Source organism: Helicobacter equorum (assembly GCF_900198655.1).
Taxonomy (GTDB): domain Bacteria; phylum Campylobacterota; class Campylobacteria; order Campylobacterales; family Helicobacteraceae; genus Helicobacter_F; species Helicobacter_F equorum.
The window spans coordinates 37,556-58,395 of record NZ_FZPO01000008.1; the positions used below are offsets into that span (position 1 = coordinate 37,556).

Genomic DNA, 20,840 nt, shown 5'->3' on the forward strand with positions numbered 1-20,840 from the left:
GCATTAATCTTTTTTCTTAACGCGGTAGATATAATCAGATGTGGGGAGTTTAAATATGTTTTTATCACCCACAACAAGTTTTTGTTGTAGCCAATCCCCAAAAATATATTTAGTCAAAGATTTTATGGAAATATAGGGCATTCCAAATGCTTGACTTTTATAAACAAGATCGTATTTTTGTGTCATTGCTTCTAGGTATTGAGAATCTGCATAGTGATGAGTGGAATTATTAAGAATAATAAAGTCACCTTCTTGTGGCTCATCAACATCTTGGCTGTTATAAATAGTTAGGGGAGAATCTAGATTTTGTTGAATGATTGGTATGTTTTGGTAATCGTTATCTTTGACTTTAATATCAAAGTTTGAGACACCATAGACTTCAGTAAGGTATCTTGCCATATGCGACCAATACCAAGTGTTGTATGCTTTGCTTCTACCATTACCATCAAAATAGAGGGTGATTGTAGAGCTATCTTTGGCTTCATGTGCCAAGAAACTCAAGGTTTGATGGAATTTGATACCGTCTGTTTTGATTCGTATAAACGAATGGATGCCTATAGGTAGCGTGTAAACAATAAAGATGATACAACAACTAAATATTAAGACTTTGACAAAAAAATTTTGCATATATTTTAGGACTCTAACATAATATACTATTCCTGCCAAACTCATAATATATACTGGAATGAGATAGTATGCTTCGAATAGTTGAAGTTTTATAAATGCTAAAATGTATAACATACTCCCAAATGCTAGTGTGTCAAAAATACCATGAAACTTTTCTTTTTTGTGCCATATTCGATAAAGACGATAAATTCCTAAAGTGGGAAGCAAAAGTATTATGAAACAATCCTGTAGCACAAAGTTAGCAAATCCCTTGGTAACGTATGCTGTTTGGGATATTACTTTATTAATATCATAAGTTTTTACAATATGTGGATAAATAAGCCACATATATAAGATTAGATATATCATTGCACTTAGGGCTAAGAGAGTGTAATACACAAAACTTCGATTAAAACTTTTATTTTTTACCAAAATAATAAGATTCACAAAACCCACAAAGCCTATAAACAAAAATGTTGGTTCTTTAAGATATAGGCTTAGGTTTGCTGTGATACATCCTATAGTCATATATAACACACGATTTGTAAGAGAAAACCTAAATGTTGCATACACAAAGACAAGTAAAAATAATACTTGTAGCCGTTCTGGATAACAGATTCCAAGCATAACAGCTACAAAACCAGGGTGCAGTAGTAATCCTAGAAGAATTGCTATATAAATCCATTTGTAATGTGGTGCGATTTGATATGTGTCAAAGATAGCTTCTAAGAGTTTCCATAATACAATAGCAACACAAAAAACCTCTATAGCATTAAAGGAACAATAGACATAGGCTGAAGTAAAAAATTGCATTAAAATATTAAGATCCATAAAAGCAAGCGGATAAAACCTCCCAGCGCTTGGGTTGTAACCATTGATAATTGGATGCTTAGCTAAGATCTCCAACCACATTACGCCATCATCAAGATTAAAAGCATATCGTGCATATATCACTATACAGACACAATATATACATACAATACTAAAGTATGTATATAGTATTTTCCTATCCCCCCCCCCTTATTGCTTTAGAAGTGAAAAGTTTTTGCATATGCTCCCTTTATGTAAAAGTAATATAACAATTGTATCATAGTTACCTTTGGTTTCGTGCTAAAACATAAGGATAGGATTATAAGTGCAGATAAGGTATACTCTCCTTTGGTATTTTTAGCATTAAGGAGTAAGAATGGATACCTACGAATATGGCGAGTTGCTAAAAGAATTAGAAAATAAAGTGCATAACATTACAAAAGTTATACAACCAAATGCTTTACGAGAAGAGCTTGCAAAGATTTCGCACATGGAGTTAGACCCAAAGTTTTGGGAGGATGCCAAAAAAGCTGGTGAGATAGGCAAGCAAAAAAGTAAAATCACGCGTCTTTTAGAAACATTTGATACAACAAATGCATTGCTAGCGGATTCTAAAGAGCTTTTTGCACTTTTAGAATCTGAAAATGATGAAGCAAGTTTGACTGAACTTTTTGCCCAAGCTCCCGAATTAGAATCTAGCATTACAGATCTTGAAATACAAGTGATGTTACATGAGCCAAACGACAACACTAACGCTATCATTACGATCCAACCTGGTGCAGGTGGCACAGAATCTCAAGATTGGGCGAGTATGCTTTATCGTATGTATTTGCGTTATGCCGAGCGTCGAGGCTATAAAGTTGAATTACTTGATTATCAAGACGGCGAAGAAGCTGGGATTAAGGGCGTGGCTTTTATCATAAAAGGCGAGAATGCGTATGGTTATTTAAAAGGCGAGAATGGTGTGCATAGACTTGTGCGAATTTCGCCATTTGATGCCAATGCCAAACGACACACAAGCTTTAGCAGTGTGCAAGTAAGCCCCGAACTTGATGATGATATTGATATTGTCATAGAAGACAAAGACATACGCATAGATACATATCGTGCAAGTGGTGCAGGAGGGCAGCATGTGAATAAAACAGAATCTGCTATTAGAATCACACACTTACCTAGTGGCATTGTCGTGCAGTGTCAAAATGATCGATCCCAACACAAAAACAAAGCCACTGCTATGAAAATGCTTAAATCCAAACTATACGAACTAGAGCGACAAAAACAACAAGAAGGTGTCGCTACCCAAGAAAAAAGTGAGATAGGTTGGGGACATCAGATTCGATCCTATGTGCTTGCGCCTTATCAGCAAGTCAAGGATTTGCGAAGTCAGTATGCCACAAGTGATACAAGCGGGGTGCTTGATGGGGATCTTGACAAAATTATAGAATCTGTCTTGGTGCATAGAGGATAGGATATTTGCACGAAGCTTCAAGATTCCTATTAGGGAATCTTTTAGGGTTTTATGGATTCACAACAGAGATAGCTTATCTTTGTGCGCCTATGCAAAGATTTTTTCATTTTTTCTCTTTTTAATTTATTTTGGTTTTTGCTATGCTTATAGCAAGTTATGCGATATGGCGGCATTTATGCAATATTGTATCTTTGCGTTTTGCGCATACAAAAACACAATCATATGTAAGTGTGTTTGAAAATGTTTTTTCATAAGCACATAAGAGTTCTTTGCTTAGAAAAAACCCTTTTTGTAGGCTATTGACACCACTATAGTGTAGATGTCTAAAAACTTCTAATGGAGATTCAAAGCATAATGTGTGCTGAAAGCTATAGAGGTGCAGGATTTCAAAGTTTTGGCTTAGAATCTCTTCGTATGTTTCTAGGCTTAGATATTGCAGTCCAACTCCACATAATTGCTTTATCTGCCAAAAATTTTGCACACCAAAGCTTGAAAAAAGCAAAATTCCATTTTTACGCAAAAATTTTGGTAGTGTTTGCAGACATTTTTTTTGGTTGAGCCATTGTATCGTGGCATTGGCTGTGATGAGATCAAATGTGCGTGGAGAGAGAAGCTCATCAATATGCTCCATATCAAAACACAAAAATTCTTTGTCACAATATTGCGTGTAGTCATTGATGTCGTTGCACACAAAATGTGTGTGTGGATAGAGGTATGCCAAAAGGTTTGTGTAGTTTCCTACACCACAACCAAATTCAAAAATGTTTTGGAGTTTTGGGCGATGAGTTTGGAGAATGTGCGTGAGTGTTAGTGCCATTTTGTGTTGCACGATAGCGTGTTGCGTGTAAGTGTGGGCGTGATGTAAAAAGCGTTTGGCGACAAGAGACATTACAAGATTTCCAGAGTTTCAAAGACAAAATGAGGGCTTGTGAGTGCGTGCATACTAAAGCTTGGGTGTGTTTTGGCATAAGTTTCCCACGCAAGATTCTGTGTTGCGGGGTTAAAAATCATATCTTTTTGGCTAACATATGCCTTGTCCCATTTGGATTGGTGGGCTAGTGGCGTGTGTGCGCAAAAAGATTCTAAGGATTGTAATTCTTCTTGGAGTATGTGTGTAGGTGATAGATAGCTATCATTTTTAGATTCGCCAAAGCACCCTTGTATAAATAATTCTCTATCAAAATGTTGGATTGTCCGCCTAAAAAGCCTTGGGTGTATGCCATATTGTGTATCTATACCAAGTGGTGTGCCATTGATAGCTATAGCTTTTGTAGGAGCATATGTAGGCGTGTATAAAATCCGCGATGCAAAAGCCACGCCCATAGACCACGCGATGAGCGTATGTGCCTTTTGGGTAAGTGCGCAAATCTCATCGGTGTTGCTAAAATCGCGATAATCATACACCATTGCGAGAGGTTTTTTGGGGTTAAAGGCTTGTGGCAAGACACCAAAGCCACTACAAAAAAGCGCAAAAGATGTATGTGGGGCGTCATTAAAAAAATGTATATTCATATTTCCGCCTTATGGAGAGATTCTAAAAGTTGGTGGATATGTGAGGATTGTAGTGCAGCATTAAGACAGATTCGCACTCTCGCGGTATCTTTTGGGACACTAGGATAGCGGATTGCTGGAGCAAAGATTCCATATTTGCGTAGATGTGTGGCTAATGCCAATGCGCGTTCATTGCTACCTACGACGATACCAAGGATATGAGCTTCTCCTAATACTTCATAGCGTTGTGTATTGAGATTGGATATTAATTCTGTGCTAAGGGTGCGTAAGTGTGTCCTGTATGGTGCTAATTGTGCCAAAGAAGTAAAGACTTGCAAACTAAAAGCAACATTCAGTGGCGGTAGGGCAGTTGAGTAGATGAAACTTCGTGCGGTGTTTAGGCAGTATTGTTTGATTTGGCTATGACATACAACACACGCTCCAACAGAGCTTATCGCCTTGCCAAATGTGAGAATCAAAAAATCTATCTCTTGGCTTAGATGTAGTTCTTTTGCCCTGCCTAATCCATCATCGCCACATACGCCTATACTATGGGCTTCATCAAGATATATATAGACATTTTCATAGCATTTTTTTATGCGCACAAGTTCGTGTAATGGTGCAAAATCCCCATCCATGGAATACAAGCCTTCGGCTACAATAATAAGCATATCATAGTCATTATGATAGTGTGTTACAAGCTTTTGGAGGGCTTGTATGTTATTGTGAGCAAATCGCTTGAAATGCGCACGAGCGAGAGAAATACCATCAAACACGCTAGCATGCACATATTCATCAAGCACAAAAAGCACCTTACCGAGTTTGGCTAAAGACTGAATCATACCGACATTGGCGTGATACCCACTATTAAAAAGTAAGCAGTCTTTGTGATAAAGATTTGCGATATAGGATTCTAACTGCGAAAAAATGGGAAAATCTCCGCTTAAAAGGCGTGAAGAACTTGCGCTAAGGTAGGCGATATTTTTACTAGCATTTTGGAGAAATGCCGTGATTGTATCTTGCCAAAGTGTTTGCAAACCTAAATAGTCGTTAGAGGCGAGATTTATGAGCATTTGGTTATGTGTATCGCGCACAAAAATACCTTGATGTGCGTATGACTGCAAACTGCGTGTATTGTTTTGTGTCGCAAGGTGTTGCAAGGCTTTTGTAAATGGAGAGAGTGAATCTAAGTTTCGTGTGGGATTCATAGCAGTTCCTTAGGGTTATGTGTGGCATAAAATTCTTTGGCAAGAGTATATAATAGCTTTTTGTCATAAAAATCTGTAGAGAATCTAGAAGTTGTTTGGCTATAAAGATAGGTTTCTAGCATTGTGGTAAAAGGTGTATATGTGTGTGGCAAGTGCGTGAGAATTTCTTGTAGTAGCGCTTTATAAGAATGAGCATTGGCTATTAGGGCATAGAGCTTGTGTGTTGTGCGATGGCGTTTCCACCATAGCCATACACTTATACATATACACGAGATTCCACAAAACACGATCCAAAGCCACCACCACGATAGAGAATCTTTTTTAGTGTATGTGGGCATTGGGTTGTCTTGGATATGGATTGCATATGGTGTGCTAGCGATAGGATAAACTTTTGTATTTTGCACATAGCTATATCCAAATGATGGAATCTCATAGGTTTCTTGTGCGATGAGGGTGAAATGTTTGCTAAGTGTATGAAGATATTTATCTGAATCTTGCTTGGAGCTCATTATGGCAGGGGAGGCATAGATACTAACATTAGGAATATCAAGCACAAAATCTAAATCAAAAATATCACCATAGCTTTCTAGGGCGATGTCAAACTCAAGTGGTTCTCCAGCGCCTACATTATGCGTGAGTGCGTGGGTGATGAGGCGACTTACTCCATAAAGTGGTGTTTTTGTGTAGAGATTATCTTGTGAATCTAGAGTTAGAGGCATAACTTCTAGCTGATGTGTAGCGCTTAAAAAAGTTTGTGTGGTTGTTTGTGGTGATTTTGGTGATAAAAATACATCGTGTGTATTTTCATCATCGGTGTTATCCAAAAATCCTACTTGCACTGCTAAAGGCTCTATGGGAAAGATACCAGATTGTGTTGGGTAGAGACAATAACGCATTTGATAGAGGATATACTCGCCATCACCCACGCCCTCTATGCGTTCCATTTCTATGGATTTGATATTTGGGAGATATAAGCGTGCAATATCCAAAGAGTGAATCTTATCAAAAATGTCTTGATGGATTTTGATAGAGATTGTATATAGGACTTGTTCGTGCATAAAGGCTTTGGGTGTGGAGATTGTAGAATCTATAAGAATTTTGTCTAAACCTTGTAATAACGTAATACTTAGAGAGAAAAATAAGAATTTTTGTAGCACTTTGCACCTAAAATAGTATAAAATTTTTATTTTTTAGATTCTAGCAAAATTTTGTTTTAAGACATAATGGATTTTATGCAGATAGGTTTTAGATTACATAAGGAGCTAGTTTGCAGATTTTGCAACAATCTTTTGGAGCATACCAAACGCATTGTTATATTGTGGATCTACCACAGGGACAGCTTATTATAGATCCCGGTGAAAATGCTAGTGAGTGGGTGATTGCGCATTGTTCTAAACCATTGGCTATTTTGAATACACACGGACATTTTGATCATATATGGGATAATGCCTCTCTTCAGAGACATTTTGAGGGTATCCCACTCATTTGTCATACACTTGATGCGTTTTTGTTGCAAAGTGATGTGTTTGATTTGGGACTTACTCCAAGCAACCCAACATTTCTTATTAAGGCACATAAATCCAAACAAACACTTATACTTGAGGGCATAGAAATAAACTTTCATCATTTTCCCGGACATACACCAGGGTGCTGTATGATAGAAATAAACGGACATATTTTTAGCGGAGATTTTATTTTTTATCGCAGTATTGGTAGGAGTGATTTTGCGTATTCTAATCCTGATGATATGCGTGAGTCTCTGTTGCGTTTTGAATCTATGCAAGAGTTGGCTACAATGCCTGTATATCCTGGTCATGGAGAGGGGACTATGGCTCGTGATGAGCAAGCAAATGTAAAATTTTGGATTTCTAGGGTGTGATTATGCTTAGTCAATCTCATAAACAACGATATTCACGCGCTATTAACCTTCCAAATGTTGGTGAGGAAGGACAATTAAAGCTTTTAGACGCTAGTGTGCTCATTGTGGGCGTTGGTGCTATTGGTTCGATTGCTAGCACATATTTAAGTGCGACAGGAGTGGGGAGAATAGGCTTAATCGATTTTGATACGATTGATATTGGTGATTTACAACATCAAGTTTTGTATGAAACCTCTTTTCTTAATCGCCCAAAAGTGCGATCTGCACAAGCAAAACTCCAAAAAATGAATCCAGATATTACTATTGAGGGTTATTTTGAGGCTCTTGATGTGCATAATGCCCTAAAAATTATTCAAAATTATGATTTTATTATCGATGCGACAAATAATCTTCATACGACATTTTTAGTTAATCAAGCGTGTGTGATGGCAAAGAAGCCATTTAGTATTGCTGGATATTATCAATATCAAGGGCAGATTATGACACATATTCCTAGTAGTGCGTGTTTTTCGTGTATCTTTGAGGCACTGCCCCCTCAAGAATTACGCAGAAGTTTTCAAGGTGGTGTTTGCGGATTTAGCACCGGAATTTTAGGTTCTATGCAAGCAGGAGAGGCTTTGAAATATTTCTTGCACAAAGATACACCAAACTTGCATACTACATTGCTTATCGATTGTCTTGGGGTGTTTGATACGCAAACATTGTATTTTAAAAAACTCATAAGATCCAAAAACCCTTCTTGCCCAGTTTGTTCTAAAAACGCTTAAGTCTTGCAATTTGAGAATGCTTTTTGCTTAAAAAGTATAAACTTCTAAGGGCTTGACATGGATTTAACGACGATTATGGGTATGGTTTTGGCGGTTACAAGTATCTCCATTGGGGATATTTTGGAAGGTGGGAATCCACTGCATGTGATTCACTTAAGCTCCGTGATGATTGTGATCCCAACAGCAGCATTTTCGGCGATGACAGCCACACATGGTTCGTATATCAAGGGTGCTTATAAGGAATTAAAATTAGCATTTTTGAATACGGGAGTAAATCTCAACGAAACGATTCGGCAGCTTGTTGAGCTTTCTACAATGGCTCGTAAAGATGGGGTGCTTTCTTTGGAGGGTAAGGCAGCGCAGATAGAAGATGATTTTTTACGCAAGGCACTTGGTATGATTATCGATGGGCGTGATGCGCATGCCGTGCGTGAGGATATGGAGATTCAAATCGAGGTGCTAGAAGAATATTATCATGGTTGTGCGCATTATTGGGTTACAATGGGTGAAACTTGCCCTACATTTGGGCTTGTGGGTGCGGTTATGGGGCTTATGCTTGCACTCCAACTTCTTGATGATCCTAAGGCAATGGCGGCAGGGATTTCTGGAGCTTTTACCGCGACGGTTACAGGAATTTTTGGGGCTTATGCACTTTTTGGTCCATGGGGACATAAGATTATGGCAAAAAGTAAAGATATTGTGCAAGAAAAAACTTTGATCGTAGAGGGTGTAGTGAGTATCGCCAATGGTGATAATCCTCGAAACTTAGAGGAAAAACTCTTAGGATTCATTAAACCCGGTGAGCCAAAAATTTCACAATTTGAATAGGAAGTAATATGGCAAAAAAGAAAAAGTGTCCTGAGTGTGCAGCTGGTGAAAAGTGGGCGGTGCCATACGCGGATTTTCTCTCCCTTTTGCTTGCACTTTTTATTGCATTGTGGGCGATTTCTTCTACAAGTCCTGAAAAGACAAAAGCGCTTAAAGAAGCTTTTATCACTATTTTTGATTATCCTATCACTATGCCTCTACCTTCGCCTGTAGATCAAGATTCTGGAAATTATGAAGGAAATGATGCTGATGAAAACTCACTATCTTCTGGTCCTATTTCTGAACAAGGCATACCATCGGATATACAAGCTGATATTGGTGGTGTGCTAGAGCAGACAGATTCTGGGGCATTTTTGCGCTTACCTTCTCAAATTCTCTTTGAAGCAGGTGTAGCAGAGATTACTAATAGTGATAATTTTACTTACCTTGAGAGACTTGTAACAATCATTAAGGCATATCCGGAATATGTGCATTTAGATGTCCGTGGTTATACCGATGATAGCCCACTTCCTGTGGGATCACCCTACAAAGATCAATATGCTCTTTCAAGTGCTAGAGCTATTAATGTCATGAATGAACTTGTCCAAAAAGGCATACAGCCACATAGAATCTCTATCTCTGGATATGGACCTTATGATCCTATCGTACCAAATGATACGCCACAAAATCGCACTAGAAATAATCGTGTGGAGATATTTTTCTTTGTGAGCAAGAATAATGCATCAAAGATTCAATCACTGCTAGAAAAACAAAATCAATAAGATTAAATCTTATTGATTTTGTTACAAGTGTAACTTCTTATAAATCCTTTATGATATGAATATTATTGATCTTCTATTGATCTTCTTGGGCGATAGCAATGCACACGATCATATTTGCAATTTCTGATGGTTCATCGATCACGGCACTAAAATCCAACCAATTGATACCATCTTTTTTGCCCTGTGCATTCATGCGAGTAAAAATCTTACAAACTGGGGCAAGAGTTCGAATCTTGTCATAAATACTACGCGTTTCATATACAGAATCTATTGCAATTATGACTCCTGCGCATTCTTGGAGTCCTATTTGGTGGAAAATATTGCCATATAAGAGATTTGCAAAAATCACATTATCGCCCTTATCCAATCCGCTACGCACATTTGTAGGATTATTGTCTATGGCAACATATTCTTTGCCATGTTCTTGAAGTTTTTTGACTATTTCTTGACCTATATTTCCATAACCACACACAATGTAGTGATTGCGTAAATCTGTCGTGGTAGATGGTAAATCTTGTTGAGTAGGTTCTGTGAGGATATGAAGTTTTGTGAGAATAAAGTCTGTAAGATTTTCTAGTTTTTCTAGAATAAATGGTGTGGCAACCATTGAAAAAATCACCATGAGCGTAAGGAACTGGTAAATTTCTTCTGGTGTGATACTCTCAAGGAAACCTTGTGGCAAAATGTATTGTATAAATCCACCTTCTGGTTTGAGGTTAAGGACTTGGCGAGAGCTCGCAATAAGAAATATAGCAAAGGAGAACTCTCCGATTTGTGAGAGAGAAAGGGCTGTTTTTAGAGCTATTCTATCACCACAAAAGAAGCGCAAAAAAGCATACACAACAAGTGTTTTACCAAGTATTGTGCAAACAATGAGGATAGCAATTGGAAAAAAATAGTGCATTAAGAAATCTAGCTTTACCTGCATACCAATGGTGATAAAAAACACACCAAGTAAAATATCGCGGAAATTTACCAATACAGATTCTACTTGATAGCGATACGGAGTATTTGAGATAATCATACCTGCCAAAAATGCTCCGAGTGAGGCTGAAAATCCTGAATGACTACTAATAAGTGAAGAGCCTAGCACGATGAGTAGCACGGCGGCGACAAAAATTTCATCGGTATTCATACCAGCTGTGAAGCGTAAGATTTTTTTTGCAAGGTATTTGCCGGGAAAAAAGAGCACAAATAGCAAAATTACAATAGAGATAAAGGTATTTAGTAACATTTCAGAAAGCACGAGATCTTTGTTACTCATCATCGCAATCATCAGTAAGATAGGAATAACAGCAATATCTTGCATAATCAAGATTCCCACAGAACTTTTTCCATACCCTGTTTCTAGTTGCCGTGAATCTTTGAGATATTTAAGAACAATTGCAGTTGATGAGAGGCTAAGCGCACTTGCTATGATGAGCGAGGTATGAAGTCCAAAACCAAAGAAATAATAATTGCCTACAAAAAACAATACCATACTAAGCACAAGCTGCATACTCCCAAAAAATACAACTTCTTGTTTCATTTGACGCATTTTATTAAAACTAAACTCAACACCAATAAGGAACATCAAAAAGACAATTCCATATTCTGCAACATCTCGTAAATGTCCTGTGTCTTCGGAGTTTAGGCGCACAAAATGCGAAACAACTACACCTGTAACAATATAACCAAGAAGCACAGGGATTTTGAGCTTACTAAAAACAATGCCAAATACTACACTTAGTGCAAGTGCAAGAGTAATGGTAGTAACTAAATCCATAATTTTCCTTTGATTTTATATACAAACATCGTGACTATGCACTTTGATACTAAAGGTTTTTGCCCATTGATAGATGGCTTGTAATTCTTTGGTGTTGTCTTGCTGATTTGGGGAATTATGTGTAAAAAGTGGTGGCAAGACATTCACATCACCTTTGTAATCAATTTTTGCTTGAATGAGTAAAAGTGTAGCAGATTTTTGACTTAAAGGATAGACAAACTGCATATTTTGTAAAAAAAATCCTGCATTTCTTAGGGCGAATAAGAAATTATACGATTCACGTGCATCATAACACATGAGCAAATTTCCTCTTGGTTTGAGCAAACGCTTGATATATTTGGTGAGTTTATCAAGTGGCATAGAATCTTGCACCCGTGCGATATTTTTTCGTGCATTTGGGCTTTTTATGATATTGGCATTATAAAATGGCGGATTTGAGATAATGACATCAAAGAGTCCTTGGGCTTGAAAATCAAAAATGTTTTTATTGTGGATAATCGCTTCTTTGGCAAAATCTGTGTTGTGTGCATTGATTTGTGCGAGTGCACAAGTTTTTGAATCTAGCTCAACCATTTCTAAGCGAAGTGGTATTTCTCGCGCACACAAAAGTCCGATGATACCACTTCCTGCACCAATGTCTAGGACTCGATTATGAGGCTTGAGAAAGTCTTTGGCAAAATGTGCAAGGATAAGACTATCGGTGTTGTAACAATATCCATCGCTAAATTGATAAATGGCTAAGGGTTTTTGAACCATAGACTGATATCCCCTGTGTGTGAAGTAGCGTGTAAAAGATCTAATGTGTATAATGCATCGTGTGTTGTGTTTGATGAAGCGTGTAGGAAGGCATTTGGATAGAAATTTGGCGCGATATGCAATAGCACCATATCTATATCTTGTTGTAGAGTGGCTAGTAGCCCAAAACCACCTTCAATGATACAAAAGCCTCTGTGTGTGTCTAGCGAATCTGGACTATGGCAGATTTTTGCAGGGCGTGAAGTAAAATGTGGATTGATTGTTGGTGTAAGTGTAGATCGCGTCAGAATCTCGACATTTGGTGTATGTGTGGCATCATACGGTGGTGTGGCAAAGCGAGAATCTAGGCGTGGCATGTCGGTGCGAAAGGTTTCTCCAGAGATAATAATTGTATCGCTTACGGAGCGTTGGTTATGTGTAAAAATTTGCGTGGCTTTTTGTGAAATTTGTCCGCTTGTGTAGTCGCCATTTATACGCATAGCAAGTTTAAAAAGCCTAAAATATCCATTATTTTGCCAACATACAAAAGGATATAGCAAAGCTTGTGCTTCTTCTTTACAGATTCCACGCACGACTTCTATGCCAGCTTGTTGCAGGGTTTTTGTGCCACCACTTGCTTGTGTATGTGGATCGCTAGTGCCTATAACAACGCGTTTTGGACGCATAGCCTTGGTGAGTTCGACACAAGGAGGCGTTTTGCCAAAATGTGTGCAAGGTTCTAGAGTTACATATAGTGTGTAGTTTTGAAACAAGCCTTGCGCATTTTGGATAAGGAATGTATGGAGTGCTTCACTTTGTTGTGTAAGTGGTAAGCTAAGAAGTGAATCTAAGTGTGCGATGAGGTCTAGTTTTCCTTGGTGTGTAAAAAGTTTGTGCGCACCATAGGCAAAAGCTAAAACTTCTGCGTGTGGCGCTCCCGCTTTTTGGTGTGCTTGGAGGCTTATGATTCCATATTGTGGTGCATACAGCAATGCACCCACGCTAGGGTTTGGTAGTGCTAGGGTTTGGTATTCCCACGCTTTGTTGATAGCACATTGCAGCAATAGAGTATCAAGCATTGAATCTAAAAAGAGTTTTGACTTTTTTTATTTCAGCAAAAGGAATGTTTGGTGCGTTTTCTAGGCTGATACTTTCTTCATCACACGCACATAAAATCCCTTCAATCACACTTTTGTCTTTGAGAGTTACACATATTTCCTCGCCTATACTTAGGGTGAAATGTTGTGGTTTTTTGAGTGTGCGCTCTAATCCCGGTGAGCTAACTTCTAAATGATAGGCTTGAGATTGCGTAAGGGCAACATCAAGAAGCGGAGAGAGTGCAGTGCTAAAAAGTGCACATTCATCAAGTGTGATATGAGGACGCAAGGCTTTAGAATCATCATAGGGCTTGGTGAGTGAAACGCGCAAGATATTTTGTTCATTTTCTTTAACCCACGCAATATCATATAGCACAAAACCCATGGATTGTGCAAGTTTAGAGATTTGGATTTCTAGGGAAGATTCAATCATTACCACTCCTTTGGTTTTTGATTTGTTCAAAGAGTGCATCAAGACTTTTACTTGTATTGAGTTCATCATCAAACACAAAGCTAAAATCAGGGCATTTAAACCAATCTGTCGCACTTAGGACATATTCACGCAAGATAGATTTTGCTCTATTGAGGTGCGTGAGAATCTTATTTTGTTGATCTTTGTCAAATCCGCTAGATTCTATAAAAACTTTTGCATGATATTTGCCTTTAGAGCAGAGGACTTTGGTAACGCTTAATGAGTGAAGCAAGGGATCATGCAATTCGCTAAGTGCCGTGGTTAGCACTTCTTGTAAAAGTGCTTGGGTTTTTTGAATCTTGATAGTCTTATCCATACAGGCACCTATTGATGTGAATTTAGCAAGGTGTGCAAACGCTTTGTACATTCTTGCACCCCTAAGACAAAAATCGCTACTCCCATAGCGATACCACCACCTTTGCCCAAAATACCTAATCGCAAAAGTGGCATAATTTGCCCAATTTTGAGTTGGTGCGTATCGCCAAAAGCATGTAAGGCAGATTCTATATCGCTAGGACTATCTGCACAAAGCGTAGGGAGAAAAGCACAGAGTTTTTGAATAATCCCTTTGCCTTGTGAATCTAATTTTTTTAGCAATTTAAGATCATAGATGGTGGGTGCTTTGAGGATTTCATTGTACTGGGTGGCAAATTCTACTAGTGTTTTGCTTCGATCTTTGAGTTCTCCAAAAAGTGAATCTAGGGCTTGTGGGGTTGCATTGATACCCTCATATGTTTCCAAACTTTGCACACCAAAATCCTTTAGGAGTTCTACAAGTTTAGCATTTGGTGTTTGCTTGATGTAGTGTTGGTTAAGCCATAAGAGTTTTTCTTGATTATAGCTTGAGGGGGCCGTATTAAGTGTGTAGGGATCAAAGATTTCTAAAAGCCTTGAGAGTGAAAAAATCTCTTCATCACCATAGCTCCATCCAAGTCGCACAAGAAAATTTAGTAATGCTTCTGGGAGATAGCCCATTTTTTGATAATCCATAACCCCCATAGCACCATCGCGTTTGCTAAGTTTTTTCCCCTCTAGACTTAAAATCATAGGCACATGAAAAAATTTTGGAATCTCAAAGTCCAAAGCCTGATATACAATAATTTGCTTAGGTGTATTGCTTATGTGATCATCACCACGTATGACATCACTAACCCCCATAAGTGCATCATCAATTGCCACCACAAAATTATATGTAGGAGTACCATCGGCTCTAGCAATGACAAAGTCATCAAGCTCTTTGGCATGCACGCTTATGACACCTTTTACACCATCATGAAATTCTATTGTGCCATCTAATGGTGCTTTAATCCGCACTACAGGTGTAATTCCCTCTGGCGGTGTGCCTTTAAAATCACGATAGCGATTGTCATATTTCCATACCTTGCCTTGTGCTTGTGCTTCTTCCCGCTTGGTGTCTAATTCCTCTTTACTCATATAGCAATAATACGCTTTGCCATCATCTAGGAGTTTTTGAATATATTCTGTGTATATATCAAAGCGTTTGCTTTGGTAAAAAACCTCTCGATCATAGCTTAATCCCACCCACTCAAAAGATTGGATAATTGCTTGTGTTGCTTGTTGGGAATTGCGCGCCATGTCTGTATCTTCGATACGGAGTAAAAATTCGCCATTGTGTCTTTTGGCATAGAGATAATTAAAAAGTGCTGTGCGTAAGCCTCCTATGTGTAAATAGCCTGTTGGAGAAGGTGCAAAACGCGTAATGATTTTTCGTGCCATTAACATTCCTTTGAGATTCTAGTATAGAGCTTGTGTAAATTTGCCATTGTGCTAGTGGCATTGGCAAGTAGCATATCAGCAAGGATTATAGCAAGTTGTGCTTGTGCGACTATGCTCCCACGCACCGCGATACAAGGATCATGACGTCCTTTGATTTGGGATCGCACGACATTACCATATATATCTTGTGTATCTTGAGGGATAAAAATACTTGGAGTAGGTTTAAAATGCACTTTTATTATAATCTCTTCGCCATTGCTTATGCCACCAAGTATGCCACCGCTATGATTACTCATAAATCCTTTATTGTCCATACAATCGTTATTTTGTGAGCCTTTGAGTTTGGAAGCATTGCACCCTTCGCCGATTTCTACAGCTTTGACACCATTTAAGCCAAGCATTTGTGCGCCTATGTGTGAATCTAGTTTATCATAGAGTGGCTCTCCTAATCCCACAGGCACACCAAATGCTTTAATAAGTGCCACGCCACCGACACTATCGTGTGTATTTTTGGCTTCTAAAATGGCTTGTTTTTGTGAATATTCTAGTGTTGTATCTAGGGCAAAAATTTCAGAATCTAAGGCTTTTTGGCATTCTAGCAGACTAAAGTCTGTGCGCATAGATTCTATTTCACCAATACCGATAATGCCACCGCCTACCACAATACCAAATTCTTTGAGGAGAAGTTTTGCGATTGCGCCACTAGCCACTCTAGCCGCACTTTCACGAGCCGAACTTCTGCCACCACCTCTATAATCGCGTATGCCATATTTATGAAAATATGTAAAATCCGCGTGGGCTGGACGAAAAATATCTTTAATATTGTTATAATCCTTGCTTTTATTGGCAAGGTTTGGGATAAAAAGTGTAATAGGCGCACCTGTGCTTTTGCCCTCAAACATACCGCTTAAGATTTCTATCTCATCTGGTTCTTTGCGTTGCGTGGCATAGAGTGTTCTTCCGCCTTGTCGCAAACGCATTTCTTCTCGCATAAATTCTTCATCAATTTCTAATCCTGCAGGGATTCCATCTATCACGCACCCTATGCCTCTGCCGTGAGATTCTCCAAATGTGCTAATGCGTAGTCTATTGCCAAATGTATTCATACACACTCTTTTTGTAAAATTTCATAGGCAATTTGAGCACATTTTTGTTGCGCGTTTTTTTTGGAATTCCCTGTGCAGCGAGCATATTCTTTGTCATTAATAAATACTGCTATTGTAAAAGATTTTTGGTGATCAGGTCCACTTTCTGTGATAAGTTCATAGCGTGGGATTTGAGAAAATTGCGCTTGTGTGAGTTCTTGGAGAGAGGTTTTAAAGTCGCTTGAAAGTCCAAAATCGATTGTATGGTAGTTAGATTCTAAAAGTGCGTGTGTGATGCGTGATGCTTCTTGTATGCCAGATTCTAGATACACTGCGCCTATGAGTGCTTCAAAAGTATTAGAAAGAATTGAGGGCTTAGATCGTCCATTGTTGTGTTCTTCGCTTGAGGAAATAAAAATATATTTGCCTAAATCAAGGGCTAGGGCAAGTTTGTTAAACCCTTGTTCATTGACAATACAGGCGCGGAGCTTAGAGAGATCACCCTCGCTAAGTTTGGGGAATTTTTTAAACAAATATTCTCCCACAACTAAATCAAGCACTGCATCGCCCAAAAATTCTAATCGTTCGTTATGTGTTTGTTTCTTGTAACTGCGATGTGTGAGGGCTTGAGTAAGGAGTTTTTGATCTTTGAAATGGTATTGAATTTTTTGCTCTAATTCATTAAACGCACTATGGGATTTGTTCATAATTTTTGTTGCCTTTGCTAACTTTAAAAGTCTAGTATTGTAGCAAAAATGATATAAAAAAAATAAAATGTGGTTTGAGAAAATCTCTTAGAATCCGAAATTATGGTTTTATTTGTGAGTAAGAGTGCATAAAATGATGGCAAAAGGTATACATTTTGTATGGAGTAAAACAAAAAATGTATCAACAAAAGGGTAGGGTATGCGACTTTCAGAAATAGTGAGTATAGCAAGAGGATTCATGCAGAATACGCCAAGCATTAGTGCGTTTGAAAATATAAGCACTAAGATAGAAAATATTGAGTGTGGGTGGCTTTTTGTGGCACTAAATCCTCATGATATTCCTCAAGCTATCGCACAAGGGGCATATGGTATCATGTATGCTCAAGATGTGAATGTGCGAGAAGACGAGCGATGGAGTGAGTCATTATGGCAAGAAATAGCATGGATTGAAGTGCTAAATATCCATGAAGCGATAAAAAATCTCATTTATTACAAAATGCTTACTTGGAATATCCAAATGGTTAGTATGAATGCCATTGAATATGTGTTAAGTCAAAAGATTATCACCGATAAATCTGTATATATGACACAAGGAGATTCCCAAACCCTCTTAGAATCCTTGCACCCAAAAATCCGCTATATTATCACAAATAATCAAGATATTTTGCTTCTCTCTAGTAATATTATTACATTGCTAAAACCACTAAATCCACCTTTTGAACTTCTTGCTTATACACTTTTTGATGTGCGTTTGCTCTGTGAGGGTAGAGAATATCTTTTGCAGCTTCCATATCTTTTTGTAGATACACTAAGTGTTGTGTGCGCCTTTTGTCAAACCTATGGCATAGAACATAATTTAGCCAAATTCGAAAGTCTTGATGTTTTAAAGCCAAACTTCATCGATGACAAGGGGTGTTTGCGTGAATTTGGACAGACTCAAAAAGTTGTCATAGCTCAAATGGATGGAGCATACTTTCAAAATTTTATGCACTATTTTGATACATATGCTAAGTGGGGTAAGCGTTTGTATGTAATCCCAGAATCTAGCGAGTTTGATATCCCTGAATCTAAAGATAGCACCAAGGAATTTCTTGTGTATAAAAATACTGCCGAGCTTTCCCTTGCTATCCGTCATAAGCATTATAATTTTATGCTGATTTTAGGGATTGATGATGCCAAGCTTCTTGAGATTTTGCACACACACGAGCAAACACACCAACCAACACTTTTTGATGGCATACTATGAGTGTAAAACAAGATTTAGTATATGCCTTAGAGCAAAAATGCCAACACTTTTTTACGCGCAAAGATTCTTGTAATTTTGCTAAAGCCTTAGCAAATCTTACAAGTCTTGATATTTCTTTCAGCCTTAAGTTACCAGATATACCAAGTTATGGTATCACTCTCACACCTAATGCACCACTTACACCAAAAGATCGCGAGATTCTGACACAAACTGCCTTGGCACTCAAGCCATGGCGTAAGGGACCATTTCGGATTGATACGCTTTTTGTCGATACAGAGTGGCAAAGTTTTATGAAATTTAATCTCCTTGCGCCATATTTGAATCTTACTGATAAAGAAGTGCTTGATATGGGCTGCAATAATGGGTATTATTTGTTTGAGATGTTGCGTTTTAAGCCTAAGGCACTCTATGGTTTTGATCCAAGCGCTGTGTATGCTGCACAATTTAATTTTCTTAATCACCTTGCCAAAACAGACATACACTTTTATCCTTTAGGGATTGAGGATTTGCGTGATTTTAGTATCGCGTATGAGCAAAAGTTTGATTGCATTATGTGTCTTGGTGTGTTGTATCATCGTAGCGATCCTATCGCGACACTCAAAAATCTAAGTTTTGGACTAAAAAGAGGCGGGGAGCTGTTTTTGGACTGCCTCTTGATAGAATCTGATAAAGAACTATGCCTATGCCCTAAGAAATCCTATGCTAAAATGAGTAATGTATATTTTATCCCAAGTTTAGAGGCATTAAAGGGTTGGTGTGAGCGTGCGGGGTTTGGAAGTTTTGAAATACTTGGTATGCAACAAACCACCACACAAGAACAGCGCAAAACTCCTTGGATTGATACTCTAAGCTTGGAGGATTTTTTAGATTCTCAAAGTGGGCTAACAATCGAGGGTTATCCGCCACCATTGCGTGGATATTTTAGATTGATAAAAACATAAGGAACTTTGTATGGATGAGCAAGAAGACCAACTCCCCTTAGAAAACGATACGCTTAATATCTGCACGAAGCTACATACTTGTGGCGAGATCGTATTGCTTACAAGGGGAGTGGCAAATGTGCAGTTTGTGCCAGAAGAATATATGGTAATGGATAAAGAAGCACACAATAGCCTTATACACGCAGGATATATATTCAATGCCGCTTCGTATGCGGCAATGGCAGCTATTAATAAGCGTCATAGCATTATGATTGCTGCAGATGTGAAGTTTCTCTCCCCTATCGAATTAGGACATGAAGTGCTTTTTAAGGCGGTGGCAACGCAAATGGATACAAAAAAATGCGAGGTAAAAGTCGAGGGATTTTTGCTTGATATTAAAATTTTTGATTCACTATTTCATATCGCTGTGTTTGATAAAGCACCATTTAGTATCGCGTTGGACAAGCTATAACTATTGTTATTTATGAAATAGATATTGTTTTTTGGTTTGTTTTTGTTTCATAGAATTCCGCGAAATTTTAAGTTAGGAAAGGAATTTTATGTTAGAAACTCATACAAAAGAAATTGTAAAAAGCACAGTGCCACTCTTGAAAGAATATGGAGAAGACATCACCAAGGTATTTTATAGGGAGCTTTTTAGTCGCTATCCGGAAGTAAAGGGTATGTTTGATATGGAGAAACAAAAAAGTGGACAACAACCGAAAGCCTTGGCAATGGCTATCTTGAATGCTGCAAAGAATATTGATAATCTTGAAAAGATTCGCCCCTCTGTGGAGTCGATTGGTAAGATACATGTGGGATTGCATGTATTGCCAGAGCATTATCCATTAGTTGGAGAATGCCTACTTATTGCTATCAAAGAAGTCTTACAAGATGTGGCTAGTGATGAGGTTATAGAAGCGTGGGGCAAAGCTTATGGAGCGATTGCGGATTTTTATATCAATATAGAAGCAAAGATATATCAAAATACATAAGATATTGTGCCTTACACGCCACATACATTCATAGCGTATGTGGTTTTTAGGTTTTGTGAGGATAGGGTGTTGTATGGACACAATCAAAAGCTAGAATCTTTGATTGTGTAGAGTTTATGTAAGTATCAATTACTTATAAGGTTTTGTGCTATGCCTAGCGTTTTAATCCATTGACGGTTTGTAGCATAGCATCTGCTGTTTGGATTGTCTTAGAATTTGCCTCATGATGCTTAAGAGAAGCAAGATATTCTCTTGCTTTTTGT

General features: G+C 38.1%; 22 protein-coding genes and 1 pseudogene. 9 read left to right on the plus strand and 14 right to left on the minus strand.

Translation table 11 applies throughout. The features are described 5' to 3' along the window. Window positions 1-3: 3 nt before the first annotated feature. Window positions 4-1,560 (minus strand): hypothetical protein, encoded by a 1,557-nt coding sequence (locus C6H22_RS01560; protein ID WP_158654582.1) that lies wholly within the window; start codon window positions 1,558-1,560, stop codon window positions 4-6. 232 nt (window positions 1,561-1,792) lie between these two features. Here C6H22_RS01560 and prfB point away from each other — a divergent pair, with 232 nt between their 5' ends. Continuing rightward, window positions 1,793-2,884, plus strand: coding sequence for a peptide chain release factor 2 (gene prfB / locus C6H22_RS01565; RefSeq protein WP_104693586.1), 1,092 nt, complete (start codon window positions 1,793-1,795; stop codon window positions 2,882-2,884). Between the two features lie 154 nt (window positions 2,885-3,038). Here prfB and C6H22_RS01570 read toward each other — a convergent pair whose 3' ends face one another. From C6H22_RS01570 to C6H22_RS01585, 4 genes are read right to left on the minus strand one after another with little or no spacing between them, the layout of a single operon-like run. Next, the gene (locus C6H22_RS01570) at window positions 3,039-3,773 is read right to left on the minus strand and encodes a methyltransferase domain-containing protein (protein WP_104693587.1); all 735 of its coding nucleotides are present in this window, start codon (window positions 3,771-3,773) and stop codon (window positions 3,039-3,041) included. After that, a complete protein-coding gene (locus C6H22_RS01575) occupies window positions 3,773-4,396 on the minus strand; it encodes a pimeloyl-ACP methyl esterase BioG family protein (protein ID WP_104693588.1) in 624 nt (207 codons plus the stop codon). The genes C6H22_RS01570 and C6H22_RS01575 overlap by 1 nt, the downstream gene beginning before the upstream one ends. Continuing rightward, window positions 4,393-5,583 carry an aminotransferase class I/II-fold pyridoxal phosphate-dependent enzyme gene (locus C6H22_RS01580; RefSeq protein WP_104693589.1) on the minus strand — a complete coding sequence of 397 codons (1,191 nt, stop codon included), beginning with the start codon at window positions 5,581-5,583 and terminating at the stop codon, window positions 4,393-4,395. Before C6H22_RS01580 ends, C6H22_RS01575 begins: the two co-directional genes overlap by 4 nt. Further along, on the minus strand, window positions 5,580-6,740 hold the full coding sequence (locus tag C6H22_RS01585) for a BatD family protein (protein WP_104693590.1): 1,161 nt from the start codon (window positions 6,738-6,740) through the stop codon (window positions 5,580-5,582). The genes C6H22_RS01580 and C6H22_RS01585 overlap by 4 nt, the downstream gene beginning before the upstream one ends. A gap of 110 nt (window positions 6,741-6,850) precedes the next feature. Between C6H22_RS01585 and C6H22_RS01590 the strand changes: the two genes are divergently transcribed. Genes C6H22_RS01590 through motB form a run of 4 tightly spaced genes read left to right on the plus strand, consistent with a single transcriptional unit; the run spans window position 6,851 to window position 9,818 of the window. Next, complete coding sequence (locus C6H22_RS01590; protein WP_104693591.1) at window positions 6,851-7,462, plus strand: MBL fold metallo-hydrolase; 612 nt, start codon at window positions 6,851-6,853, stop codon at window positions 7,460-7,462. Window positions 7,463-7,464: 2 nt separating this feature from the next. Continuing rightward, entirely contained in the window at window positions 7,465-8,229 is a 765-nt protein-coding gene (locus C6H22_RS01595; protein WP_104693592.1) for a HesA/MoeB/ThiF family protein, read from the plus strand. A 57-nt stretch (window positions 8,230-8,286) separates the two neighbouring features. Then, window positions 8,287-9,057 carry a flagellar motor stator protein MotA gene (motA, locus tag C6H22_RS01600; protein WP_104693593.1) on the plus strand — a complete coding sequence of 257 codons (771 nt, stop codon included), beginning with the start codon at window positions 8,287-8,289 and terminating at the stop codon, window positions 9,055-9,057. An 8-nt stretch (window positions 9,058-9,065) separates the two neighbouring features. After that, window positions 9,066-9,818, plus strand: a complete 753-nt coding sequence (gene motB / locus C6H22_RS01605) for a flagellar motor protein MotB (RefSeq protein ID WP_104693594.1) — start codon at window positions 9,066-9,068, stop codon at window positions 9,816-9,818. A 73-nt stretch (window positions 9,819-9,891) separates the two neighbouring features. Here motB and C6H22_RS01610 read toward each other — a convergent pair whose 3' ends face one another. From C6H22_RS01610 to rnc, 8 genes are read right to left on the minus strand one after another with little or no spacing between them, the layout of a single operon-like run. Then, a complete protein-coding gene (locus C6H22_RS01610; RefSeq protein WP_104693595.1) occupies window positions 9,892-11,583 on the minus strand; it encodes a cation:proton antiporter in 1,692 nt (563 codons plus the stop codon). Window positions 11,584-11,598: 15 nt separating this feature from the next. After that, on the minus strand, window positions 11,599-12,339 hold the full coding sequence (locus C6H22_RS01615) for a tRNA1(Val) (adenine(37)-N6)-methyltransferase (protein WP_104693596.1): 741 nt from the start codon (window positions 12,337-12,339) through the stop codon (window positions 11,599-11,601). Next, window positions 12,321-13,397 carry a bifunctional diaminohydroxyphosphoribosylaminopyrimidine deaminase/5-amino-6-(5-phosphoribosylamino)uracil reductase RibD gene (gene ribD, locus C6H22_RS01620; protein WP_104693597.1) on the minus strand — a complete coding sequence of 359 codons (1,077 nt, stop codon included), beginning with the start codon at window positions 13,395-13,397 and terminating at the stop codon, window positions 12,321-12,323. Before ribD ends, C6H22_RS01615 begins: the two co-directional genes overlap by 19 nt. Further along, complete coding sequence (rimP, locus tag C6H22_RS01625; RefSeq protein WP_104693598.1) at window positions 13,390-13,848, minus strand: ribosome maturation factor RimP; 459 nt, start codon at window positions 13,846-13,848, stop codon at window positions 13,390-13,392. Before rimP ends, ribD begins: the two co-directional genes overlap by 8 nt. Continuing rightward, a complete protein-coding gene (gene rbfA, locus C6H22_RS01630) occupies window positions 13,841-14,203 on the minus strand; it encodes a 30S ribosome-binding factor RbfA (protein ID WP_104693643.1) in 363 nt (120 codons plus the stop codon). The genes rimP and rbfA overlap by 8 nt, the downstream gene beginning before the upstream one ends. Before the next feature lie 8 nt (window positions 14,204-14,211). Then, on the minus strand, window positions 14,212-15,624 hold the full coding sequence (gltX, locus tag C6H22_RS01635) for a glutamate--tRNA ligase (RefSeq protein WP_104693599.1): 1,413 nt from the start codon (window positions 15,622-15,624) through the stop codon (window positions 14,212-14,214). Further along, window positions 15,624-16,730, minus strand: a complete 1,107-nt coding sequence (aroC, locus tag C6H22_RS01640) for a chorismate synthase (RefSeq protein WP_104693600.1) — start codon at window positions 16,728-16,730, stop codon at window positions 15,624-15,626. Before aroC ends, gltX begins: the two co-directional genes overlap by 1 nt. Next, window positions 16,727-17,416, minus strand: a complete 690-nt coding sequence (gene rnc / locus C6H22_RS01645; protein ID WP_104693601.1) for a ribonuclease III — start codon at window positions 17,414-17,416, stop codon at window positions 16,727-16,729. Before rnc ends, aroC begins: the two co-directional genes overlap by 4 nt. A 199-nt stretch (window positions 17,417-17,615) precedes the next feature. Here rnc and C6H22_RS01650 point away from each other — a divergent pair, with 199 nt between their 5' ends. The 4 genes from C6H22_RS01650 to C6H22_RS01665 all read left to right on the plus strand — a co-directional run bounded on the left by C6H22_RS01650 (window position 17,616) and on the right by C6H22_RS01665 (window position 20,577). Then, window positions 17,616-18,662 carry a hypothetical protein gene (locus C6H22_RS01650; protein WP_104693602.1) on the plus strand — a complete coding sequence of 349 codons (1,047 nt, stop codon included), beginning with the start codon at window positions 17,616-17,618 and terminating at the stop codon, window positions 18,660-18,662. Then, window positions 18,659-19,603, plus strand: coding sequence for a tRNA 5-methoxyuridine(34)/uridine 5-oxyacetic acid(34) synthase CmoB (cmoB, locus tag C6H22_RS01655; RefSeq protein ID WP_104693603.1), 945 nt, complete (start codon window positions 18,659-18,661; stop codon window positions 19,601-19,603). Before C6H22_RS01650 ends, cmoB begins: the two co-directional genes overlap by 4 nt. A 10-nt stretch (window positions 19,604-19,613) precedes the next feature. Further along, entirely contained in the window at window positions 19,614-20,054 is a 441-nt protein-coding gene (locus tag C6H22_RS01660) for a thioesterase (protein ID WP_095627080.1), read from the plus strand. 88 nt (window positions 20,055-20,142) lie between these two features. Next, entirely contained in the window at window positions 20,143-20,577 is a 435-nt protein-coding gene (locus C6H22_RS01665; RefSeq protein WP_104693604.1) for a globin domain-containing protein, read from the plus strand. Between the two features lie 154 nt (window positions 20,578-20,731). Here C6H22_RS01665 and C6H22_RS09150 read toward each other — a convergent pair. After that, window positions 20,732-20,803 (minus strand): annotated as a pseudogene (locus tag C6H22_RS09150) (flagellar basal body rod C-terminal domain-containing protein); the annotation flags it as partial. Window positions 20,804-20,840: the final 37 nt, after the last annotated feature.